Raw genomic sequence first — 22803 nt, 5'->3', positions numbered from 1 at the left:
CACCGCAACCGACTTGCGCGTGCCAGCCCGCCTCCCCACGATCTCCGCAGGAGCCCCAGGGCGGTCAAGGAGCCACCGCGCGCACGATGAGTGTTCCGATGTACCCGGGGTGAGGCGCGTCGAGAACTCGCGCGTCGGCCGTGGCGAACCCGGCCCGTGTGAGCAGGCGCTCCCAGACCGCCGGGCGGTAGCTGTAGCGGTAGGTGAACATCGCCTTCCCGGCGAAGCCCCCCTTGTACATGCCCTGCGGCCCGTACGCGCCGGGGATGGCCGGCGGCTGCGAGAACGCGAGGACGCCGCCGGGCCTGAGCCTGCGGAGGACGAGAGGGAAGAGGCGGCCCGGATCGGTGAACCATGCGGCACCGAAGATCGAGTAGACGGCGTCGTACTCCTCCTCGTGCGCGCTCAAGTACTCCAGCACCTCCGAGCACACGAACTCCGCACCGGTGCCGCCCCAGTGCGCGGTGGTCTTCTCCACCATGACGGGAGACAGATCGACGCCCCGGGCGGTGATGCCACGCCGGGCGAGGTGGGCGAGGGCGCGGCCGGTGCCGCAGCCGATCTCCAGCACCGAGCGCGGGTCGCCGAGCAGCTCCGGGCCGGGCCCGTGTCCGGAGTACTGGGTCCAGCAGAAGCCGGGCTCCGCGTCGTCCTTGAAGGCGGAGGCGGCGAAGGTGTCCCACAGCTCGGTCTCGGCGGCGATGTCGTGGTGTGCGGGCAAGACGGTTCCTCTTCACGGGGCCGGGCCTCCTGCCCTCCGGGAGCGGAGCACAGCAGACCTACGCAGGGTCGTTCAGTGGCTGTCGGGGACCTTGTTGGCGCACGGCGAGCACTCCGTGCCGTCGATCGCCCACAGCTCCTCGTCGACGTCGAATCCGATGGACACCAGGAAGTCTGCCGTGCGCAGACAGAGCCTGTCGCGGCGGCGCTCGACGAACGGGGCGTGGTGCTTGTACCGGCCCTCGTTGTAGGCGTCGCAGAGGGCCCACCACACGGGCGTGTCGAGGATGAGCTGGTGGACGCCGATGTCGACGAGTTTGCCGACGCCCGGCGGTTCAGCCGTGGCACAGGCAGCCGCAGCGGCGCACGAGCAGCAGTTCGATGGTCCAGGGCACAGGTACGTCAACGGCCTGGCGGCACTCCGCGTGCAGATCCGCGTAGTCGGGAAGGCGAGCGACGGCGCATTCCGCGGACAGTGAGGCGGTCCCGGTGGCGGGAGCGCTCCGCACACCGGCCTCGCGACCCGGTGGACAGGCGCCTGCCCGAGGACCGCCCCTGTGGATTCCACAGGCGGTGAAGGGATCGGCTCCCTCACATGCAGTGATCATGAACAGGACGGCAGGGAAAAGGAGTTGCCCGTCGCGATGCGATGTTCTCGGGTGTTCTCCCGGACATGTCGAATGTTCTCGTATGGTCTGACGTGAAGGAGTGCACGCTGTGGTGGAAGCGCGTCGAGGCTGGTCATGCTGATCACGACACTCCGCACACCATGGAAGGCGAACCGTGGCCCGACGACTGCGCTTCATCGGAACCGACAGCAAGAACGGCGGCTGCCCCGCCGTACACGATGATCTCGACTCCGGCGAGATCATCGTGCAGGGAACACCCCTCACCGACCCCGAGGACATCGCCCGGCTCCAGCACTTCGGCCCTGGAGATGCCGCGGTGGTCGTGCCACGCGAACTCCTCGTCCATCACGCGCCCAAGGAGGTCACTCGCGTGCCCAAGCTGATCGACCTGGAGGAGTTCGGGCGGCTCTTCGAGACCTTCGACCACTCGGCCTGGCACCTGGAGACACGGCGGGGCTACGCGTCGGACCGGGAGGATCCCGGGTACGCGGAGTTCCTTGCGACCGGCACGGCCCCGTCCGACCTCGACAGCGAATGGGGCGCGAACATCCGACGGCAGACGGCCGACGGGAAGTACGTGGGGCGGGTGCGCGTCGTCGACAACCCGCCGACCGCAGGACAGTTGTTCCTGCTCGACTACGCGAGGTTCAACGCGGCCACGGGCGAGGACGTGCGCAACCTGTGGCGCGAGGACGCGGAGCGGGTCCGGCTGCCGAGTGAGGACTTCTGGATCTTCGACAGCCGGCTGGTGGCCGTGCTGCGCTTCGATGACGACGACGCCTTCCATGACGTCGAGGTCATCACGGAGCCGGCCGAGGTCTTGCGGTACTGCCAGGTACGCGACGCCGCGGTGCACGGCTCCGTGCCGTACGACGAGTTCGCGGCGCGACTCGGTGCCCACCACTAGCGAACGGAACCAGTGAGCACAGACTTCCAGCAGGCCAGGGAGGCGCTCGGGCTGCGCTTGAGGGAACTTCGACTGTCGGCCCCGGGAGGGCGGCTCACCGGCACGCAACTGGCTCAGCGGCTGGGCTGGCCGCACTCCAAGGTCTACAAGCTGGAGAACGGCCGGCAGACCCCCAGCGGCGAAGACCTGCGAGCCTGGGCCGGCGGTGTCGGCCGACCGGACGTCTTCGGTGAGCTGGAGGCCCGGCTGAAGGGCTTCGAGTCACACATCCGCTCGTGGCGGCGGCAGCTGGCCGCAGGACACCGGCCCGTACAGGACAATTGGAACCTTGAGGTCGACCGGTCCCGGACCATCCACGCATGGGAGGAGTCCGTGGTTCCCGGCATGCTGCAGACAGCCGACTACACGCGGCACATCTTCCTGCGGTACGCGGACCTCCAAGGGTCGGTCCGCGACACGGAGGCCGCCGTACGAGCCCGCATGAAACGCCAGGAGTGGCTGTACGAAGCGGGCCGCACGTTCCACGCCCTGCTGTGGGAGGCGGCCCTGCACGCCCAGGTCTGCCCCCCGTCCGTCCTCGTCGGCCAGCTCGATCGCCTCACGGCCGTCATCGGCATGGACACAGTGGAGCTGGGCGTCGTTCCGCTCGGCGCTTCACTCAAGATTCCACCGGCCAACGGCTTCTGGATTCTCGATGAAAGGCTCGTGATCGCCGAGGACTGGCACGCCGAGCTGTGGCTGGACGACGCCGACAACATCGCGCTGTACAAGCGGGTCTGGAGGACCCTCAACGAGTCTGCGGTCTACGGGGCGGAGGCCCAGAACGTCATCAACTCGGCGCGACGAGCACTGGCTGCGCGGTGACGACGCCGCGGTCGGCGCGGCCCAGGGCGCACACGGGAACTCGCCCTGGGCCCGCGCCCGTCAGAGGGCCGCGAAGTGGACGAACGTGGTCCAGGCCGTGGGGGCAACGGCCAGGGGGGTGCGGGTGGTGTCCTTGGAGTCGCGGACGTGGACGGTGCCGGGGCGGGTGGCGACCTCGATGCACTGGCCGCCCTCAGCGCCGCTGTAGCTGCTCTTCACCCAGACGAGGCCAAGCTCAGGACTGCGCTTCGTTTCAGCGTTCATCTCTCTCCCAACAGCTTCTCGACGAAGGCAAGGGACTCCCTCGGAGTGAGAGCCTGCGCTCGGATGATCCCATAGCGCGCTGATAGCGCATGGAGCGCGTCTCGCTCCGTAACAAGCGTGCTCCGGCCTTGAACCTCCAAGTATCCGACCTGCGTTCCCTGTCTGGGCATCAACAACGTGAACGCACCATCCACCCCGGCATTGTCCTCGCGTTCGAGCGGCATCACTTGAAGCTCGACGTTGCGCTTCTGGCCAAGCAACAGCAGTTGTTCGAGCTGCCCACGCCAAACCTGCTCCCCACCGAGCGGCCTCCGTACCACCGGCTCCTCCATCACGAAGCTCAGCAATGGTGAGGGCCACCTGTCGAAGATCTCCTGTCTCGCGAGACGCGCGGCAACGCGTTGCTCAATGGTGGCCTCGTCCAGCAGCGGACGACGCATCCCCATCAGGGCTCGCGTATAGTCCTCCGTCTGCAACAGGCCATTGACCACGTGCGTGTCGTATACGTGCAGCTCGACGGCCTCGGCTTCCAGCTTCGCCGCGTCGCGGAAGAACGCCGGATACTGCGCCCGCGCCACCTCCTCCTTGCTCGCGCACAGCACCCCACCGGCCCCGAGTGCTTCGTCCGCCTGGTCGATGAACCTCGGCGGCGGGATGCGCCTCCCCTGCTCGAACGCGGCGATCGTCGAGGCCGAGTACCCGGTCAGCGAACCGAACCGCGTGCGGTCCATACCCACCCGCTCCCGGAACAGTTTCAACTGCCGCCCGAACACGGACAGCATGCCCGTCCCGACCTCGTTCTCCGGCTGCTGAACCTCGTCGCCCACGCGCCAGCTCCTCTCCTACGCCCCGCACCGCCCACCGGACCTGATCCAACGTTCGGCACCGGAAACCCGTCACGCCCCTCGCCGCACACAAGCCCTCCGCCCCCGTGTACAGCCCGTACTCGTCAGCGCAACGCTCCTGGTCAACGCTACGCAGAGTCCGCGAGCGTTGACCCCATGAATTCAGCAACTCCCCCGAACGGGCATATGCCTCAGCACCCCGCATCGGAACGCGAGTTCACCATGCGCTTCACCTCGACGCCCCGGGGTGCTCGCCTCGCCCGCCGTCTCGTCTCGCACCGTCTGAACGACTGGGGCCACCCCTACACGACTCCGGTCAACGAGGCGCTCACGCTCATCGCGGCGGAACTCACCGCCAACGCCGTACGGCACGGCTACGTCCCCGGGCGAGACTTCCACGTCCGACTCACCCTCGCCGAGGGCACCTTCCGCATCGAGGTGACCGACACCCGGACCGAGAAGCTGCCTCCGCTGGCTCCCCCAGCCCTCGATACCGCATCCGAGTCCGGCCGTGGCCTCCACCTCGTCGCCGCGCTCGCTGACGGCTGGGGCGTCAACCCTCGCGAGGCGGCGCCGGGCAAGACGGTGTGGGCCGAGCTGCACGCACGGCAACAGGGCCACCCGCGCACACGGCGAGTGGCCCCTGAACCGACGGACGTCAATCTCCTACTGGCTACTGCTTCGCTGCTGCGCGACGACCTCGGGTCGCGGCCGGCGGACGCCAGCCACGGAGGTCGTCGTCCGTAAGCCCGTGCTCGCCCTGCTTCTGCTGGCGGTAACCGGCGAAGAAGTCCGCCGGGGAGCCGCTGTAGAGCATGTCGAACTCGTTGTGCCACTGCCCCAGCCACGGCTGGAGTTCCAGCAGGCCGGCGAGGAACGGCGTGATCTCCTCGGTGGACAGCGCGGTGTTGGTGAAGTACGTGGCGAGGGCCTGCGCCTGCTCCCGGTGGTCCCAGCCAGCCCACCCGTACAGCTCGGGGGTGGCGGCGTTGGTCTGCCCGTAGGAGATGAACCGCTCCTTAGGAACGTCGAGTTTGCCGCGTGCCCTCCAGTAGGAGGGGCGGAGGAAGTCGGCCGAGGTGTACTTCGGCGGCACGGGAATGGAGTCACGGATCTTCCGCTTGGCGGGCTCGTCCGGGGCGGCGTCCTCCTTGCGCTGAAGGTCCCACACCTCTTCCCAGTCAGTGCGCTTCTTGAGGCCGGAGGGCTTGTAGCGCAGGGCGGGGAGGAACGGCACATGCTCATCGGTGATCAGCTCGGCGACGACCTTCGCGAGTTCCTTGCGGGGCGCGTAGAGCTTGGCGACGGAGACGAAGTCCTCGTCGCGGGAGAGCGCGTCGGTGAGCCGGCTCAAGGTGAGGATGGTGGGCTGCCCATTCTCGTCGAACCAGTGGTCCCGGTTCTCCATCCGGTCAAGCAGCCAGGAGCGCAGTGCCTTCTCCTGGAGCGCTTCCCAACCCTCGGTGGCCCAGCGGCGCTTGTACTCGGGCCGCTCGACCATACCGATGGCACGGTTCGACTCGATGGCGTCGATGCGCTTCTGAACGATCTCGCGGTAGGGGGCAGGCCAGTGGGCGGGGATCTCCGTGATGGGGGTGTGGCCGTGGTGTGTGAACCACTTAGTGGAAACCTCGCCGCTCTCAACTTTGCGGGCGAGGACAATCTCGAAGGCACGTTGTCCTGCAACGATTTCAGGTACGTCGCTCTCTGAACCGCGTAGTTCTTCCGAGTGCAATGCGTAGATCGAGTAGACCTGCCAGTCCAGCTCCTCCTGGACTGCGATCATATGTGCACGAGTTCTTTCCCAAGCAGCACGAGCCTCACGAAGAACACTAGCGGTCGGCGTGAGCGTGGCAGCTACAGCTGCGGGGCTGGTAGCGCTGAGCTGCTGAGCAAGCGTGTCGAGGGCCGACGCGAGAGCAAGAGGGTACTTGTCAGGAAGCGGGAACTCCTCCAACTTCGTACCAGTGAACTCGTAGTTCCAGGACCACGGCTGGTCAGGCATGCCGCTGGCGGCAGTTGCATTTCCCTTGCTGTGACTCACTTGCTTCAGCCAAAGACAAGCGGTGGAACTGTTGAGCACTCCGAGTAGCCGCAAATACTCCTCTTCACTTGCCCCCTGCGGCAACTTGATCACCGGAGTTGTCCTGGTGAACGCACGTCCACTGCGGTCAAGAACTACGTGATTATGCGTGGCCACGAAGGCAAAATTAAGCGACCACGCATGGGCGCCCGCATCTTTGGGAAGTTGGTGCCACTCCCACCAGGGACGACCTTCAGCGAAGTAGGTGCGCCCGGAAAAGGTCGAACGGTTTCCAAGTTCCGTTCGACTAGGCCATAGGATGCGCTCGATATTTGGCATCACACTGAGGGGCGAGATCGACCTCGACGCATCGTACGGATGAATTACAGAGTCGCCGTCCGCAATAACGAAGTCACGAACCTCATCTCCGACGCCGATCGGCTTAACAAAGTCACTTTCAGCAGCGCGCATCTTTAGCGTCCGACACGGCAGTGTAAGCGCATCGTCTGCATGCGTATCGCCATAGAATCCGATTCGAATGACTTTCGATTTCAAAATACGCGCAGCGGCAACTGACAGAGATTCAACCAATTCAAGCCCGCCATCGGCCAGTATCCACGGCTTCTTGGCGAAGTAGCGAGCCCGATCCAAATCATCGACAGATACCCACTGACTCAGCGAGCCAGGCTTATCAATTTGCTCGACAATCGCGCGCCACACAACACCTTCCTCACCATTATCGGGCGCGGTCGGCTCACCCTGAACACTTCGCACCGTACGAATGCTCGACGATCGCTTACTGCCTTCACGCCGCCGACCCACAAGGATCACCGTGGGCGTTCCATGGCCGGGAATATATGCCCCTGAGGTATCAATCACCTCAGTCAACTCAACGCGGTCACGGAAGTAGCTTTCAATGAGCTTCGCACCAAATTCACGCTTCATGAAAGAGTTTGCGGTGATCTGACCGACCAGGCCGTACCCAAGGCCTTCAGCATCCCCTCGTTTGGCAAGCTCGAAGAAGCGTTGGGCAAATGGCACCGAGAGTGCATAAATTCCACCGCAAGCGTCATACAACTCGCGGTACAATACGTTCAGTTTTCGATCCTTCACGGTGATGTATGGCGGATTTCCCACCACCACGTGATACCGGCCCTGTTGAAGAATATCGGGTTGCTCATGCACGTCCTCTGTGGCGTACGCAAACGAGGCCAGAGGGTCTTCGCATTCGTCCTCCCCGCCGCCCAGAGTCAGCTCAAGCTGCCGAGCCTTGATAAGCGAGTCCCCCACCGCCAAATGCACCGGCCACTCATACCTCCCCGCCTCCCCCAGCGTCCTTACCCCACTCGCCGCCATAGCCGCCACCAGCAACCGGAACCGCGCCACAGCCACCGCGAACGGGTTGATGTCCACCCCGTGCACCGAGTCCAGCGCAGCCCGCACCCGCTCGTGCACGTCCTTCCCCGGCTGGCCCTCCCCCCACAGCCGCACCAACCGCCGGAACGCCCCCAACACAAAGTGCCCCGACCCACACGTCGGGTCGATCATCTTCAGGTCCTCGTACCCGAACTCCCGGACCGCCGGGTTCATGGTCCGGTCGAGGATGAACTCCTCCACGAACTCCGGGGTCTGGAGCAGCGCGTACGTCTTCCGTGCGGCCTCGCTCAGGTCCTGGTACAGGTCACCGAGGAACCGGGTGTCCCAGCCCTCCGTGCCGTCCTCGTTCAGCGGGTCGGTGAAGTCGTGGACGAGGACGCCCGTCTCGTCCCTCCCCCGCCAGAACTCGACCAGGTCGCGCGCCCCGTCGTGCGACAGCGGCACCTGATACAGCGGGTTGTGGCGCTTGTCGAAGAGCAGCCGGCCCGCCTGCCCCTGGCCCAGCTCCTCGAAGGACTTCTCCAGCCAGCCCCGGTACGTCGGGTCGTCGTCCGTCTCCACGTACGCGTCGTAGCGGGACTCCGCCAGCTCCCGCCGGTCGCCGTCCGGTCCCGTCAGGTACGGCTCCGGGATCAGCAGGTTGTCCTCGCAGAACCGCACGAACACCGAGCCGAGCACCCACGCCACCGCGACCTGCGTGATGCGCTCGTCGAGCCACGCGTTCCAGGTCGACGCCGTGCGCCCCAGCTTGCGCGCCTGGTCGTACTCGGCCCGCAGCCGGGCGCTCACGTCGCCCAGCGCCTTCACCTGGCGCCCGAGATCCGTCTCGACCGCCTTGACCTGCTGCTTCAGGTCGTTCAACAGAGCCTTGCGGTCGATCACTTGACGTCTCCCTCGCCACCACGGGCGCCGGCACTCGCCGCGCCCTCGCCGGACGCGCGGTGGGCGTTGCCCACCCATGTGTCCGGAAGCTGAATCCACTCCCCCAGCCCCGCCTGGTAGGGCACGGCCACCTGCCCGAGCCGGGGCTCGCGCGCGGGGTCGCTCTGCGGGACCAGGAGCCACAGTCCCCGCCCGCCCCGCCGGGCCGCCGACGCCAGCCGGTCCAGGACGCCCATCGCGTCGTACCGCGCGAACACCCCCGCCTCCGTCAGCAGCACGGGACCGGCCGCCCCGCCACCGTCCGCCCCGTTGCCCAGCAGCTCCGCGATCCGGGGCTCCACCACGCCCCACGCCGTGCGCGCGTACTCGGCGAACCGCACCGCGCCCTTCGAGCCGGGCTCGGCGGCGTCCGCCTTGAGCAGGGTCTCCCAGGTGGGCTTGGTGCCCGGGGTGACCTGCGCGTGCAGGGCCTGGAGGAACAGCTCGGTCACCGAGACCGCCTCCGCTCCCAGCCGCTCGCCGCCCAGCCCCGTCACGGCCTCCCGCACCGACCGCTGCCCGACCGTGAGCACCCGGTAGCCGTCGCGGCGGGCCGACGTGAGGAGCCGTTCCTCCGCGCGGACCGCGCCCGCGAGCTGCGGGTCGTCGGCGTAGCGCGTCACCGCGCCCGCGCGCGTGGACTGCCGCCAGGCGCCCGTCGTCAGATAGCTCGACGCGTCGTCCACCCGCGTCGGCAGGTAGCGCAGCACGCCGTCCCGCTCGTGGGTGCTGAGCGACAGCTCGAAGCCCGCGTCGCGCAGCGCCTTCGTGAGCGGGCCGCCCGTCGGCAGGTCGTGGGTCGTGCCGCCGCGCCCGTCGGGCACGACCATCTCCGGGAAACGCGCCCGCACCCGCTCGTGCACGGCCTCCCCCGTCAGGCCCGGCTGCCGGCCCTCCGGCATGCCCGGAATCCAGCGCACCAGCCCCGCCTGCGTGAGACGCAGCGCCCGCACCAGCGACAGGTCGCGCGGGTAGATCTCCAGGCGCGGCGTCGCGGCGGCGTTCACGGAGGCCGCGGCCGCCAGCTCCACCATCCGGCGCTCGTCCCAGTCGATCGTGCCCGGCGGCACCGTCAGCGCGCCGAGATCCGCGAGCACCGTCGCCGCCGTGGGCAGGGTGTCCAGCGTGGCGAGGCGGTCGGCCGTCCTGCCGAGGCGGGTCGCGTACTCCAGCAGGCCGGGCGCGGTCGGGGTGTCCGGGCCGTCCTTCTCCCGTACGTCGAGCGCCAGCAGGCCGGCTCCCAGCGACTCGTCCGTCGCCTTTCGGTTCGCCTGGTGCTGGAACTCAGCCTCCTGCGGCAGCAGTTGCTCGACCTCGACCACCGCCCGCACGGCCGCCAGTGCCATCGCCCGCCGCTGCTCCCGGCCAGCGAGATGCGTGCCGCGCCGGATGGCCAGGGCGTCGGCGACCTCCACCGCGGAGGCGACCCGGCCCATGCCCGCCAGCAGGTCGATGATCTCCGCGCGCAGGGCCTGGACGGCGGGCTCCGCCTTCCAGCGCTTGCGCTCCTCCTTGAGGATCTGCGGGATGCGGCCGTGGCTCAGCCCGAGGGCGTCCGCGACGTCCTTCTGCTTCGGCCAGACGCCGATGTCCGGCAGCACGCCGTGCGCGTCGGGCAGGCGCAGCAGCAGCCGCACCATCTCCGCCTTGTTGCGGTTGGAGCCGTTGTTGTTGACGGCGGGCACGAAGACGGTGGCGAGGGTGTCGAGGCTGACGGAACGCAGCGTGCGCGGAGAGAGCGCGGCGGCCGAGGCGCCCGTGGCGAGTTCGCCGACGAGGGCCGACTCGGCGGCGGTGAGCTGCTCCAGCTCCTCCTTGGCCTCCGCGCGGCCCTTGGCCGTGAGCGGGGAGACGGGTGCCTCGCGCAGCCGCTCGCCCCACTCGCGCTGCCGCTGCTGGACCTCGTTGCGGGTCTTGGCGCCCAGGCCGGGGGCGTTGACGAGCTTGCGGCGGCTGTAGTCGAGCAGTTCGCCGACGGTCGTGACACCGAGGCCGTAGAGGAAGGACTCGGCGGCCGGTGTGAGGCCGGAGACGGTCAGCGGGGTGTCGCGGGTGACGTCGGCGGCGAGGCGGTCGCGCTGCTGCTCGGCCGTCTCCGGCTCGGCGTCCGCGATCGCGACGGCGGCAGTGCCCTCGACGGACATCACCTCGCCGGCCACGGGGGCCGGGTGGCGGGAGCGGTGGCTGGACGGGACGGTCTGCGAGGCGTCGAGGAAGACCTTGCGCCAGGCGTCCCGCATCGGCTTCAGCTCGCGGAACCGCTTGCCGGCGTCGCGGTGCAGGGCCTTCTGGAAGAAGGCGACCAGCCCGCCCCGTACGGCCGGGTCGAACGCCTCGGCCGCGATGGTCGGGTACGGCCACTCCTTCGCGTCCGTCATGCGGGGCAGGACACTGCCGTCGCCCCACTTGGGCAGCTCACCCGAAGCCATCTGGTGCAGGGTGACGGCGACGGCGTACCGCTCGGCGTGCGAGTCGTAGGAGCCGCGGGTGATGACGTCGACGAAGGGATCGAGATAGCCGTCGGTGCCCGCGTTGGTGCTCTTCGCCGGGTAGCCGGCGAGGGAGAAGTCGATGAGGACGAGTTCGCGGGTGCGGTTCGGGCGGACGCGGACGGCGATGTTGTCGGGCTTGATGTCGCGGTGCCAGACGCCCTCGCCCTCCAGGAAGTCGACGGCCCCGAAGAGGTAGTCGCCGTACGCCTCGAGCTGGTCGACCGGGAGACGGCCGCTCTCGCGGAGCTGGCGGGCGACGGTCTCCTCACGGCGGCGCGGACGCCCGCCGCCCTCCGCGGCCTGGCCGCCGTCGTCGCGCTCGTCGCCTACGTACTCCAGGGCAAGGACGGTCCGGCCGCCGATGTGCAGCGGCTCGGGCTCGACGAGGCGGATGATGCCGGAGTGGGGGCGCAGCCGCCCCATGGCCTCGGCCTCGCGGGCGAGGATCTCGCTGCGGCTGTCGGAGAGCGCGACTTTCAGCACGGCCAGCTGGCGGGTCCTGCGGGCTTCGAACTCGAGATCGCGGACGAGGAAGGCGCGGCTGGTGGAGCCCGTGCCGAGGCGGCGGCGGATCTCCCACCGGCCGGCGAACACGTCACCGGCGACGGCCTCCAGCGGATCCTTGTCGGCGACGGGCTCGTCGCCGTCGTCGCCCGGCCCGTCCACGCCGGTGGCCGACGGGGCGGGGGCGGTGAGGGAGTCCTCGACGACCTCCAGCAGTTCCAGGAACTCGTCCACGCTCGACAGGCGCTGGCCGGGCCGGTAGGCGGTGGCGGCCTGCACCAGGAAGTCCACGTCCTCCGAGAGACCGTCCACCAGCGAGCTGGGGCGCAGGCCCTCCCCCGCCTCCAGGCGTGCCAGCAGCTCCGCCTGGCCGGCGGCCGGGGCCTTGCCGGTGACCAGCAGGTAGGTGAGGACGCCGAGCCCGTACACGTCGAGGTGGACCGGGTCGGGCTTGAGAGCGGTCAGCTCGGGGGCGAGGTAGGCGTCGGCGTCCTCGGCGATGTGCTGCGCGGAGAGGGCGGTCGGCGCGAAGCGGGTCATGCCCTGGCCCTGGGAGGAGTCGCCACTGCGCTGGGTGGCGATCTGCCAGTCGGAAATCTGCAGCTGGGGGGTGAGCCAGGCGGCCTCCTCCCCCACCGCCCGGCCCTTCCGGCCGCGCGGGCGGGGGACGACCAGCACGGAGCGGGCGGCGAGCGACCGGTGGTGGATGCGGCTGGAGTGCGCGGAGCGCATCGTCTCGGCTAGCTGGCGGACGAGCGCCATCCGGCCGAGGATGTCCAGCTTCTCCCCGTACTGGACCAGGTACTCGTCCAGCTTCAGGGTGTCCGGGTGGTAGTCGAAGATCAGCGCCGGGCCGGCCGCGTGACCGGAGGGGAAATACTGCTTGAGCTGGACCACGCCCGGGTGCTTGAACCGGCCCAGGACCGCGGCCTCGCGCCGGGCCGCGTTCTCGACGGACTGGCGGAGGGAGGCGTCTGAGCCGCGCTCGCTGAGGTAGATGCGGACACGGGCGGCCTCGGGGAGGTCGCTGTGGCGGGCCAGGTAGTCCGCCCAGGTGGGGCCGGAGTCGAACGACTTCCGCTGCAGCTCGTAGGGGCCGACCTTGTACTGCGCGTCGCTCTTGCGGATGCCGATGGCCTTGAGGGCGGCTTCGATCTCGCGCGAGCCGATCGCGGTGATCCGGCGCCGCTCGTCCCGCGGGGGCTGCTTCAGCATGTCGACCAGCTCGTCGAGCCCGTACACGCCGTTGCGGTCATGGGCGGGCAGCCGCACCTGCAGGCCGCCGTCCGTGAAGCAGACGGCCTCGGCGACCCACACCCGCCTGCCCCCGGGCAGCGCGAGCAGTCCGGCCAGCTCCTTCGCCTTGCGGTTCACCAGGTGCAGCGGGTTGCCGTGCGTACGGCGGCGGCCACCGGGAGTGGTCTGCACCCAGGTGCCGTTCTCGGAGGCGACCGAGCCGTGCCAGTCCTTCAGCTCGACCATGCAGACGCCCCCGGGGGCGACGACCAGCAGGTCCACCTCGCGCACGTGCCCGGTGTTCGCGGTGAAGGTGAAGTTCGACCAGGCCCGCCAGGGATCGGAGTCCGGCAGCTTCTCCCGGATCGCCTCCAGGCCCCGCCGCTCATGATCGAACTCGGACTCGGTGACCGTGACCCACCGGCCTTCCCGCATGCCTGTTCCCCGCTCTTTGTGTCCGCGAGGGCGACCGGTTGCCATGGTCCGGCCCTCGACTCGAATCCTAGTGGGTGGCCGCACCATGAAAAGGGACAGTGAAGGACGGAACTCCAGGACATTCCTCACCCATCAGGCTTATTCGCCCACTTGCGGTGCAGACACCATCACTATCCTGGAGCCTGTCAGAGCCCCTCGGGCGACAATGCGCAAACTCCCCACAGCTGTCGGTCATCTCCGCACCCGAAGCGGTCGCACCCGACGCGTCGCGGCGACACTGCGCAGACGAAAAGCGATCTACGTCAACTCTCCTGGGCACTAACATGGTTGTCTGCTGCGCACCTTCCCGGAGGGTACGCCGGCGGTGTTCCGGTGCCGTTCCCCGGCCATGAGCACGAATGGTCTCCACCGCGTCCTGCACGCGGTGTGACTGCGGATGCCCGGTAGGGCGATCCCTGCCATTCGCAGCTCACGCCCAGGAGTGGAAACCGATGAACCCCGTTGAGCAGAGCCCTGCACGTCGTGACCGGATTCGCCAGATTCTGGTCGACGTCGCCGTGGGTGCGGCCACCAGCCTGCTGGTGACGGCACTGACGGCGGCAGCGCGCCTGGTCTTCTGACCGGGTAGGTGGCGGGCCCCGGGGGCCCGCCACTTCGCCTCACCCGGCCTAGAAGAGGAACATCTCTCCGGGCCGAGCGGCATTCTTGCCGCGTTTCCTCCTGCGGCCGCTTCCCTTGGCGGGACGGGGCAGATGCGGCTGCCGCGCCTGTTCCGGCAGGTTCTCCCAGGTGGGTCGCAGCCCGTCGATCCGGACGTCGCCGACGAGCTTCTTCAAGTGGGCCCGGGTCTCCTCGTCCGTGGAGTAGAGCACGGTCGCGCGGCTCGCCCGGGTCATCAGCACATGGTAGGCGTGACGGACGAGACGGGCGAACTCGTCGTCGTCCACGCTCCTCGGCTTCACCTTGGGGTCGAACGACCCGGGGGCGGCAACACGCTTGACCCCGGCCTCCTCGTCCTTCCGCTCCTTGCCCCGGCGGAACACCCAGCGGTCGCCCCGTCGGACCATGTCCTCACCCATGATCACGCCGCACCAGTCCCATTCGAGTCCCTGCGCCGTGTACACACAGCCGATCTGCCCCAGGCCGTTCTCGTGCACGGACCAGATCTTGGACGGTGGGACGGTCTTGTCCTCGCAGAAGGAATCGCTGTACGCGTTCCACGGCCGGTGCCAGCCGCCGATCCGGACATCGAGCTCGAGCCGCTTCTCGTCTCCCAGGGGTTTCGTCCACGGCCAGCAGTAGCCGGCCACCATGCGCGCCGACGCACCCGCCTCGGCCTCGGAACGGATGATCCGCTCCAGTTCCTCCGGGGTGTCCACGACCTCGACATGCATCAGCCCGTCAGGCGTCCACAGCTCCGGCTCCGCGCCGGACACCCCCAGCGCGCCGCGCACCCAGCGGATGTAGGAGTCGCTGCCACCGCACCGGAACTGCTCCCACAGCCGGAAGCGGACCAGCTGGGCGCCGTAGCGCTCCGCCGCGTCCTCCACGAGAGTGGCGCTGCCGACGTCATGGGGGCGCACGGACTGCCCCTCGTCGAGGAAGAACACCGTCAGGCGGGAGGCGTCGAGAAGCTCCTCCACCTGGGGCTTGGTGCCCTGGTCCTTCGCCTTCAAGAATCGGTTGGTGGACTTCTCGCGCAGCCGGTGCGCCTCGTCGCAGATCAGCACGTCCAGAGGCGGTTCGGGTGGCGCGACGTAGTTGCTGAAGTAGGTGAACGTCTCCTTGAACTCCCGGTCGCCGTACCCGACATGCTCCTGCAGAGCCCCGTTGAACGCCCGGCTGCCGCTCGCGTAGTTGACCGTGCGTCCGTCGGCCTCCAGCTCCGCCTTGAGCTGCAGGCCGATGGCACTCTTGCCGGTGCCAGCACCGCCCGTCACGAGGAACACCACGCGCCTCTCGTCGGGAAGGAGCGCGGGCCGTGCCGGGTCCGGGAGGACCTTGGCCGCCGTCTCCAGGATCTGGTCCGCGACCTCCTTCTGACGCCCGCGCAGTGTGAAGACCGTGTCCTCGCCGCTGGAGCGGATCATGGCGTCGAGCAGCGGGGTGTTGCGCAGTCCCATGCTGCGCAGCAGTATCTCGGCCGCCGAGTCGGCACCGTCCGCCGCGAAGCTGCGCTCCAGGTCGGACAGCAGTTGGGCGCGGCGGTCGTTCGTGTAGACGCGGGCATAGGCGCCGGTCGGCGCGTCCACGCCGACCAGCGGAAGCACGGAGGCGTCGGTGGCGTTGTGCAGATAGGCGAAGCCTCCGCACTCGAAGTCCAGACCGTGCAGAGGCCCGCGGGATCCGGTGAACGCCTCGTAGTACTCCCGCAGCTGCAGCGCCGGGTGCTTCTTCTCCCCCATGCCGGGGACACTGACCAGCTCCGCCGTCGCCCGCTCCACCCGGGTCACTGTCGACCATCGCTTCAGCTCGACGAGCTGGACGGACAGCCCGCTGCTCGCGGGATGACGGCCCACGAGGACGACGTCGATAAGCCGCGGGGCGCCGACCCGGTCGGCCTCGTCGAGCGTCGCCGCGCACTCGACGACCATCTCCACGTTCCCCCGGCCGGCCGCTACCAGGTCCTTGGCGAGCTGCACCAGGCTCTCCGCCCAGGCGGAGCGTTCGCTCAACGACGCGTCGGTGGTGAGGAAGTGCTTCCACCTCGCCGCGAGGTGGGGCACCATGCGCCGCCTCGCGTCCAGGGCCAGCAGATCACGCGCCGCCAGCTTCAGCAGGAGCATGGACACGAAAGGGATCCCCAAGGGCACGAGTGACTCGTGCGGATGGGGGCGTGTCCACAGGGGAAGCCCGTCGGGCCGCGATGACGCCTCGGATCATAGGAAACCGAGTGCCCTTCCGGCGCATATGACCCGTCGGTAGGCCGGAAGCACGGGCATCTTGGCCGGATACCATGTGCCTAACGCCGCACCAGGGACTCCTCGGCCACCGTGGGACGTGCCTCCGTCCCGCCCTGCACCAGTTCCCGCAGCTTCTCCCGGGTCTCCGGGTCCGTCGAGTACACGATCGTGCCGACCATGCCCCGCGTCAACAGCACCTTGTACGTGTTGCGGATGAGACGGTCCACATCGGTGTCCGACGTCGACTTCTTGAAGACCGGGTCCTTGGACGCGGCTCGGTCGGTGATCCATCGGTCGCCCCGCCAGACCAGGTCCGGGCCGATGATGACGCCCGACCAGTCGTACTCGAACCCCTGAGCCGTATAGACGCATCCGACCTGCCCGAAGCCGGCAGGGTCGGTAGCCCAGAGCGCGGACGGGGGCGCGCCGGAGACGGAACGCTCCCCGCGCAGATTCCAGGGCCGCTCCCAGCGCCCGATGACGACATCGAGAGGCAGCGGGTCGCCGGGCTTCGGCTCCGGCGACCAACGCCAGCAGTAGCCCGCGGACATCCGAGCGCCGTACCTCTCGGCCCGGCGGGCTTCCAGGAACCCCTCCAGTTCCTCCGGGCTGTCGGCCACCTGGAGCTGCATGCGCCCGTCGGGCTCCCATGCGACGGGACCGCCTGCCTCCAGGCCGAGGAGCCGGACCACCCAATGCAGGTAGGCGTCGCTGCCTCCGCACCGGAACTGGCTGTCCAGCGGGATCACATGGCAGGGAATGCCCCGCCTGGCTGCGGCCTCACGGATCTCGCCCACGGTACCCATCTCACCGGGACGCACGACCTGGTGCTCGTCGAGGAAGAAGACCGGTACATGGGCGACGTCGATCAGTTCGTCGATCTGCGCCCTGCCGGTGCGCAGTGCCGCGCGGGTGTAGCGGTTGGCCGATGTCTCCCGGATGCGGTGCGCCTCGTCGCAGATGAGTGCGCGCAGGCTGTTCCTCTCGGCTGCCATGAAGCTGTTGAAGTACTTGAAGAGATCCTGGACTTCCCGCTTCCGGGAGCCGGCCACCTTGCGCATGGTCTTGGTGAACGACTGCGAGCCGGTGGCGTGGACCGCTGCCACGCCCCTGCGGTAGAGCTCACCGAGCAACTGGAGGGCGATCACGCTCTTGCCCGTACCGGGGCCGCCGGTGACGATGACGACTTCCTTGCGGTCGGCGCGCATCGCCCTCTCCACCGCGTTGAGCACCATGCGGTAGGCGACCTGCTGTTCGTCGAGGAGGACGAACTGCTCCCGCTCCCGCACTTCCTGTGCCGCCACCGCCATCAACTGCTTCGAAGGAGCGGTGACACCCGCGATCAGTTCGTCTGCTGCGAGGGCACCGGAGTGCTTGTCGCTCAGCTTTGATCGGAGGTGCTCGATGAAGGCACCACGATCATCCGCCGTGTAGAGGAGCTCCTGCGCCCCCTCCTTCTCACCCAGCAGGGCCGAGACACCAGGCTTGTTCGCATTGTGCAGGAATGCGACACCGTGGACCCGCTCGCGGTGCTGGGCCACGGCTCCGTTGAAGTTGACCAGGTAGTCGCAGTAGCGCCGGACCTGCTCCACCGGGTGGAGCACGGGGTGGGTGTAAGGGTCGACATGGCAGAGGGTGGGATCGTCCTCGTGCGGAGCCGCCTGGGTCCACTGCTTCAGCTCGACCACGACATAGGAGGGCTCCCCCGTGGCCGGGTGCACCCCCGCGAGCACGGCGTCGGCCCTCTTGCTGTTCAGCGGCAGCGCGTACTCCAGCATGACCTCGACGTCACCCAGACCGGCGTCGTTGAGCGCGGCGGCCAGTTCCCGGATGCTGCGCTTCCAGGAGCGCGACTCCGCATCGCTGGGTCCATGGCCGTGCATGTGGACGAAACGCTCGGTGAGGTGCAGGAACAGTGAACCGTCGAATGCCATGACGGCGACCGTCGTGGCGGACGCACGGAACAGCAAGGACTTCCCCCAGGCAGCACGAAGTGACTCGTGCGGGTGGGGGCGTGTCCTTCGAGACTCCACCGAGGTGGAGCGGAAGCCCGTCGGGCCGCGCTGACGATGGGTTCGAGGGTACCTGGGCGTACGCGCAGTTTCCCCGCTCATGGACGAGACCCCATGACGAGAGCCCGACCATTCGGCACGAAGGCCGCCGCGAGGGGCTATTCCGGGTCCCAGGCAGCGCTGAAGAGCGCCAGCTCGAGCACGTCCGGATTTGCCGGCCAGGAGATCGACGCGGCCGGGAGTTGATCGTTGGCCGCGTGCATCCACTTGAGGTAGACGCCGTAGCGGTGGGAAGTCCAGCCGCCGTCGCGCCAGATCCGCGCGGCAATCGCCTGGGACCACTCGTAACCAGCGGCGCGGCCAACGGCTGTGGCGTGCCTGCGCAGCACCCCGGCAACCACGCGGTCAAGGATCAGGGGAAGGGGGCCCCTCACCTCCGGCAGCGCCTGGCCCGCGAAGTAGAGGTACTTGGTGAGAAACGCCGGGCCGAGGCCGTCAAGAGTGTTCAGCACGTCGTAGGCCGCGACCGCGCCCTCATCCACGAGCAGGCGCACCGCCTCGGCGAAAACAGCCTCGGCTTTCGGCTGGGCGAGCACCTGGCCCGTGCGGCACGGGCCGTAGCCTGCCCTTCCGTAGCCCCACACTTGCGTGGCCACGAATGCTTCGGCCCAGCTCTCGGAGCGCGCGGCGCACCGAACCGCGGCCACGACCTGCGCTCGGCTCACCGAGGCCGAAGCGACCGCCGCCCGGTCGGCGAACGTGCGGGGCCACGGCGCTACGGCCATCCACTTGGACGGGGTGCAGGGGACGCTGTGAGAGCCGCTGCCCTGGGCGTACTGCCGTCCGCGTTCCGGGTCGGCCAGCCACTGGCCCAGGGATCGCACAGCGCCTTCCGGCAGCAGCAATTCGAGCAACGCCTCATCGAGCCTGTCGGCTCGGCTCTGGTCGAACGTCACGCCTGGAATCCCCCCTCGTTTCTCTACGTTTAGCAGCAGGCCGTGGTGTCCCACCAGAGTCGGGGGCCCCTCCGGGCGCCCTCCATCGATGCCACTGAGTCGAAGGTCGCGACCCCGTGACCACCGAGCTGGTCCACCCCTTCGTGGGCAGCCTGGGCCTGGAGGCGGTCGGCTGCCGGATCGACCACTCGGCCGATGTACCCGGCCCGCCGGATCGAGGCCAATGTGAGGGGCCGGTTCAGGACTTCCGTACCTCACTGGCGAAGACCGTGTCGGGACTGAGGTCCGAACTCCCCGGCGAGGGAAGCGGATCACTCGCTCCACGTGGCGTCATCCCAGCGTCACACCTAGTGCGCGGGGGGTGCGCACCTGGTGAAGCGGGGTGGCAAACCGCGGAGCCACGAGTTCGCCTCTTCACACCGGATGCGCACCCGAAGGTGCGGGGACAGATCGAGGAGGCGAACGCTCATCGCGTTTTCGTCGGCGAGAGGGGCCCTCGGTGGAAGGGGCAGACGAGTCGGGCTGTACGCCGGGTTCTGTGCCCCGGGACCTCGCGGTCGTCGGGGCGACGGCCATCCATCTAGGACCGGCGTTGCCGCCGGCCTCGTGCGGTCTACCCGCGGACTCGGGCGGGCAGCCCTCGAACGTCCGCGCAGGAACGCCCCCTCTTGCGAAGGAGTGCTCCCTCTTGACCTTGCTCCGGGTGGGGTTTACCTAGCCGCCTGAGTCGCCTCAGGCGCTGGTGGTCTCTTACACCACCGTTTCACCCTTACCGAGGACCGAGGCCCCCGGCGGTCTGTTTTCTGTGGCACTGTCCCGCGGGTCACCCCGGGTGGCCGTTAGCCACCACCCTGCCCTGTGGAGCCCGGACGTTCCTCGGGAGACCCCTTCCGGGATCCCACGCGGCCGCCCGCCCGGCTCGTCTGCCGTGGGGGACATGCTACCCGCAGCGTCAGACCAGGTCGGACGTCTCCAGGTCGAAGGCGAACGGCTCGGGCAGCGGCAGCGGCTTGCCGAAGGGCAGGGTGCACAGCTGCCGGTAGTCGCCGTTTCCGGGGTCCGAGAGCAGTGTGACGGAGGAGGCGTCCCGGTCCACCAGCAGGTACAGCGGGATCCCGGCCCCCGCGTAGCAGCGACGCTTGGCCTCCCGGTCGGCCTGCGGGCGGGTCGAGGTGACCTCGACCACCATGGCGACGCCGTCGGCGGGCATCCACGATTCCGCGCCCCGGAACAGGCGCAGCTCCCGTGGGGCGAAGGTGGCGTCGGGGATCACGTGGTTCCGGGTGCATCCGGGGCTGCTCCGCAGCCGAAGGCCCTTGTTCCCGGAGAATTGCATGTCGGTCCGTGAACGCCTGATGACCTGGTGGGCAACCACGTCGATGCAGTCCTCGTGGTCCCCGTCCGGCGGCGGTGTCACGACGATCTCCCCCTCGATCAACTCCGCTCGGAAGCCCTCCGGCGTGTCCAGCGCAAGGAAGCCCTCCAGCAGGACGTCCTCCTGCGCGAGCGGTTCGTGCGGCATGGCCGTCATGTCGCGCTCCTCCCTCGGTCGGCCGTCATGATCGGACATCTTTGCTCCCGCGGTCCCGGGGATGGGGGGTCGTTCCCCCGATCGTGGCACATGATCAAGGCGATGCACGGGCATCCCTGACCACCGGCGGCGCGGCTTGACCTTGTCGCGGCGTCAACGTTTCTACTGAGCTCATGCGCATCGGAGAGATCGCCGCTCTCGTGGGCGTCAGCACCCGCGCCGTCCGGCACTACCACCACCTCGGGCTGCTTCCCGAACCCGTGCGGCTGGCCAACGGCTACCGGGACTACACGACGAGGGACGCCGTACTGCTGGCGCGGATCCGGCGGCTCACGGAGCTGGGGGTCGGGCTGGACGAGGTGCGGGACGTGCTCGCCGAGGACGCCGGGCGGGACCTCGCCGAGGTCCTGGAGGAACTGGACGCCGACCTCGGGCGTCAGGAAGCGCGGATCCGGACCCGCCGGGAACGCCTCGCGGACCTGCTGGAGCGGGCCCGCGCGGGGCGGCTCCCCGCGGAGGGGCCCGTCTCGCCGTGGGTGGCCGACCTGTTCGCCGCGATGGCGGAGACGTCTGCCGCACTGCCGGGTCCGGAGCCCGCGATGGCGGCCGTGGACCGGGAGATGCTGGCACTGCTCGACACGGTGGTGCCCGAGGAGGAACGGGAGGCCATCATGAGCACCGTCACGCACCTGGCGCGGATGCCGGGCGGGATGGAACGCGCCTACGAGCTGTACCGGCGGATGGACGAACTCGCGGGGACACCGGCGGACGACCCACGCGTCGAGGAGCTGGCACGGGTGCTCTCGGACAGCCTGCCCGACGAGCTCGCCGTGCGGATCGGTGAGCCGGACGCGGCCGAGGAGGCCCGTCTCGACGGCTTCCTCTCCGATCTCTCCCCGGCCCAGTCGGCCGTGGTCCGCCGGGCGCTGCACCTGCTGCGGGAGCGTGCGCGGTGACCGGGCGCGGGATCGGCACGGTGCCCCGGCGCGGGGTCGGCGCCGTGACCCGGCGCGCCATCGGCGTGCTGCGGGCCGCCGGGTACGCCGTGCTGCCCGCCGAGCTCGCCCTCGTCCTCTGCCTGGCGACCGGCACCCGGGTGCCCGGGTGGCTGCTGCTCGCCGTCGAGGCGGGAGTCGTCCTGCTGGCCGCCGGCTTCGCGACCGTGTTCGTGCGGCTGCGCAGGTCCGGGCTGACCCGGCGGCGGGCGCTGGAGGAGCTGGTGCCGCCGCTCGTCCTGCGCCTGGCCGGCCACGAGCTGCGGCTGATGCGGAGCCTGGTGTGGTGGCCGCTGGGGCGGCGGGACGGTGTGGGCGAGGGCGCGACCGCGTTCGGCCACGCCCGGGACCAGGCGGCGCTGCTGTTCGGCTTCGGGTTCGTGGCCGTCGTCGAGACGGTGGCCCTGTCGTTCCTGCTGCGGAACGTCCCCACCGTGCACGCCGTGGTGCTCGTCCTGGACGTCTACACCGTGCTGTTCGTCCTCGGGCTGCACGCCGCGGCGGTGACCCGTCCGCATGTGCTGGACGACCGGACGCTGAGGCTGCGGCAGGGCGCGCACCTGGATGTGCGAATACCGGTCGCCCTGATCGCGTCCGTCCGCCGGGAGACGCTGTTCACCCACGAGAAGCGGGACGACGTGCTGGACCTGCCGGTCGGGTCGCAGACGTCGATCACCCTGGACCTCACGGAGCCGGCGACGTTCGCCGCCGGGTTCCTCGGCCGTCCACGCACCGTGCGGACCGTGCGCCTCCACGCCGACGACCCGAAGGCGCTGTACGCGGCGATCTGCGCGGCGGTCGACACCCGGGGCCGCACGGCGGGCAGCGGCAACGCGCCCCCTCCTACGGCTACGGCTACGGCTACGGCTACGGCTACGCGGGAGCGAACACCACCGTCGCCCCGGCCGGCTCCGCACGGGTGAGGCGTACCCGCAGCCGCTCCCCGAGCGGCAGCGGGGCGCCGTCGCCCTCGATCCGCGCCACCACCGCCGGATCCTCCAGCTGGACGGTGCCCACGTCGGGCTCCTTCTCCCTGACGTCCACCACGACCGCGTCGAACTCCTCGCCGACGCGGCCCTTCAGCACCGCGGCCTCGACGATGTCGACACAGGCGCGTTCCACCGCGTTCGCGCGCCGGGCGCCCTCCGCCATCTCCCGCGGCAGGGCCTCCAGGGCCGCCGTCGCCCAC

The 22803-nt window shown here is 69.3% G+C and carries 15 protein-coding genes, 1 other RNA gene and 2 pseudogenes; 6 read left to right on the top strand and 12 right to left on the bottom strand.

Features of this window, described 5'->3' with window-relative positions:
* Positions 1 to 64 precede the first annotated feature (64 nt).
* Together EAO77_RS19850 and EAO77_RS19845 are read right to left on the bottom strand one after the other, a co-directional pair.
* Complete coding sequence (locus EAO77_RS19850; RefSeq protein WP_147989634.1) at positions 65 to 721, bottom strand: class I SAM-dependent methyltransferase; 657 nt, start codon at positions 719 to 721, stop codon at positions 65 to 67.
* Positions 722 to 793: 72 nt separating this feature from the next.
* A pseudogene (locus EAO77_RS19845) lies at positions 794 to 1048 on the bottom strand (hypothetical protein); the annotation flags it as partial.
* A 455-nt stretch (positions 1049 to 1503) separates the two neighbouring features.
* On the opposite strand from EAO77_RS19845, the gene EAO77_RS19840 reads away from it, so the two are divergent.
* Both EAO77_RS19840 and EAO77_RS19835 read left to right on the top strand, forming a co-directional pair.
* Positions 1504 to 2256 (top strand): DUF6879 family protein, encoded by a 753-nt coding sequence (locus tag EAO77_RS19840; RefSeq protein WP_147989633.1) that lies wholly within the window; start codon positions 1504 to 1506, stop codon positions 2254 to 2256.
* A gap of 12 nt (positions 2257 to 2268) precedes the next feature.
* Positions 2269 to 3120 (top strand): helix-turn-helix domain-containing protein, encoded by an 852-nt coding sequence (locus tag EAO77_RS19835; protein ID WP_147989632.1) that lies wholly within the window; start codon positions 2269 to 2271, stop codon positions 3118 to 3120.
* Positions 3121 to 3180: 60 nt separating this feature from the next.
* Here the strand turns inward: EAO77_RS19835 and EAO77_RS19830 are convergent, their stop codons facing one another.
* Both EAO77_RS19830 and EAO77_RS19825 read right to left on the bottom strand, forming a co-directional pair.
* Positions 3181 to 3384, bottom strand: a complete 204-nt coding sequence (locus EAO77_RS19830) for a DUF397 domain-containing protein (RefSeq protein ID WP_147989631.1) — start codon at positions 3382 to 3384, stop codon at positions 3181 to 3183.
* Positions 3381 to 4211 (bottom strand): helix-turn-helix domain-containing protein, encoded by an 831-nt coding sequence (locus EAO77_RS19825; RefSeq protein WP_147989630.1) that lies wholly within the window; start codon positions 4209 to 4211, stop codon positions 3381 to 3383. Before EAO77_RS19825 ends, EAO77_RS19830 begins: the two co-directional genes overlap by 4 nt.
* 204 nt (positions 4212 to 4415) lie before the next feature.
* On the opposite strand from EAO77_RS19825, the gene EAO77_RS19820 reads away from it, so the two are divergent.
* Positions 4416 to 4976, top strand: coding sequence for an ATP-binding protein (locus EAO77_RS19820; RefSeq protein ID WP_187283318.1), 561 nt, complete (start codon positions 4416 to 4418; stop codon positions 4974 to 4976).
* Here EAO77_RS19820 and pglX read toward each other — a convergent pair.
* Both pglX and pglW read right to left on the bottom strand, forming a co-directional pair.
* Positions 4903 to 8511, bottom strand: coding sequence for a BREX-2 system adenine-specific DNA-methyltransferase PglX (gene pglX / locus EAO77_RS19815; protein WP_147989628.1), 3609 nt, complete (start codon positions 8509 to 8511; stop codon positions 4903 to 4905). The two genes, EAO77_RS19820 and pglX, sit on opposite strands and share 74 nt — an antisense overlap.
* Positions 8508 to 13217: a BREX system serine/threonine kinase PglW gene (gene pglW / locus EAO77_RS19810; protein ID WP_147989627.1), complete on the bottom strand. Its 4710-nt coding sequence runs from the start codon at positions 13215 to 13217 to the stop codon at positions 8508 to 8510. Before pglW ends, pglX begins: the two co-directional genes overlap by 4 nt.
* 491 nt (positions 13218 to 13708) lie before the next feature.
* Here pglW and EAO77_RS39480 point away from each other — a divergent pair, with 491 nt between their 5' ends.
* Positions 13709 to 13837, top strand: coding sequence for a DUF6408 family protein (locus EAO77_RS39480; RefSeq protein WP_222723681.1), 129 nt, complete (start codon positions 13709 to 13711; stop codon positions 13835 to 13837).
* Between the two features lie 48 nt (positions 13838 to 13885).
* Here EAO77_RS39480 and EAO77_RS19805 read toward each other — a convergent pair whose 3' ends face one another.
* From EAO77_RS19805 to EAO77_RS19785, 5 genes are all read right to left on the bottom strand, one after another.
* On the bottom strand, positions 13886 to 16003 hold the full coding sequence (locus EAO77_RS19805) for a DUF2075 domain-containing protein (protein WP_147989649.1): 2118 nt from the start codon (positions 16001 to 16003) through the stop codon (positions 13886 to 13888).
* Between the two features lie 176 nt (positions 16004 to 16179).
* Complete coding sequence (locus EAO77_RS19800) at positions 16180 to 18090, bottom strand: DUF2075 domain-containing protein (protein ID WP_147989626.1); 1911 nt, start codon at positions 18088 to 18090, stop codon at positions 16180 to 16182.
* A gap of 200 nt (positions 18091 to 18290) precedes the next feature.
* Positions 18291 to 19088 (bottom strand): hypothetical protein, encoded by a 798-nt coding sequence (locus tag EAO77_RS19795; protein ID WP_147989625.1) that lies wholly within the window; start codon positions 19086 to 19088, stop codon positions 18291 to 18293.
* A 509-nt stretch (positions 19089 to 19597) separates the two neighbouring features.
* Positions 19598 to 20010: RNase P RNA component class A (gene rnpB, locus EAO77_RS19790), an RNA gene on the bottom strand.
* Positions 20011 to 20040: 30 nt separating this feature from the next.
* A complete protein-coding gene (locus EAO77_RS19785; RefSeq protein WP_147989624.1) occupies positions 20041 to 20619 on the bottom strand; it encodes a Uma2 family endonuclease in 579 nt (192 codons plus the stop codon).
* Between the two features lie 173 nt (positions 20620 to 20792).
* Between EAO77_RS19785 and EAO77_RS19780 the strand changes: the two genes are divergently transcribed.
* Positions 20793 to 21575, top strand: coding sequence for a MerR family transcriptional regulator (locus EAO77_RS19780; protein ID WP_147989623.1), 783 nt, complete (start codon positions 20793 to 20795; stop codon positions 21573 to 21575).
* On the top strand, positions 21572 to 22537 hold the full coding sequence (locus EAO77_RS19775; RefSeq protein WP_261994039.1) for a hypothetical protein: 966 nt from the start codon (positions 21572 to 21574) through the stop codon (positions 22535 to 22537). Before EAO77_RS19780 ends, EAO77_RS19775 begins: the two co-directional genes overlap by 4 nt.
* Here the strand turns inward: EAO77_RS19775 and EAO77_RS19770 are convergent.
* A pseudogene (locus EAO77_RS19770) lies at positions 22488 to 22803 on the bottom strand (RNB domain-containing ribonuclease); the annotation flags it as partial. The gene EAO77_RS19775 and the pseudogene EAO77_RS19770 sit on opposite strands and share 50 nt — an antisense overlap.

Source organism: Streptomyces sp. T39 (genome assembly GCF_008042045.1).
Classification (GTDB): Bacteria; Actinomycetota; Actinomycetes; order Streptomycetales; family Streptomycetaceae; genus Streptomyces.
This window is presented reverse-complemented; position numbering and strand designations above follow the sequence as displayed.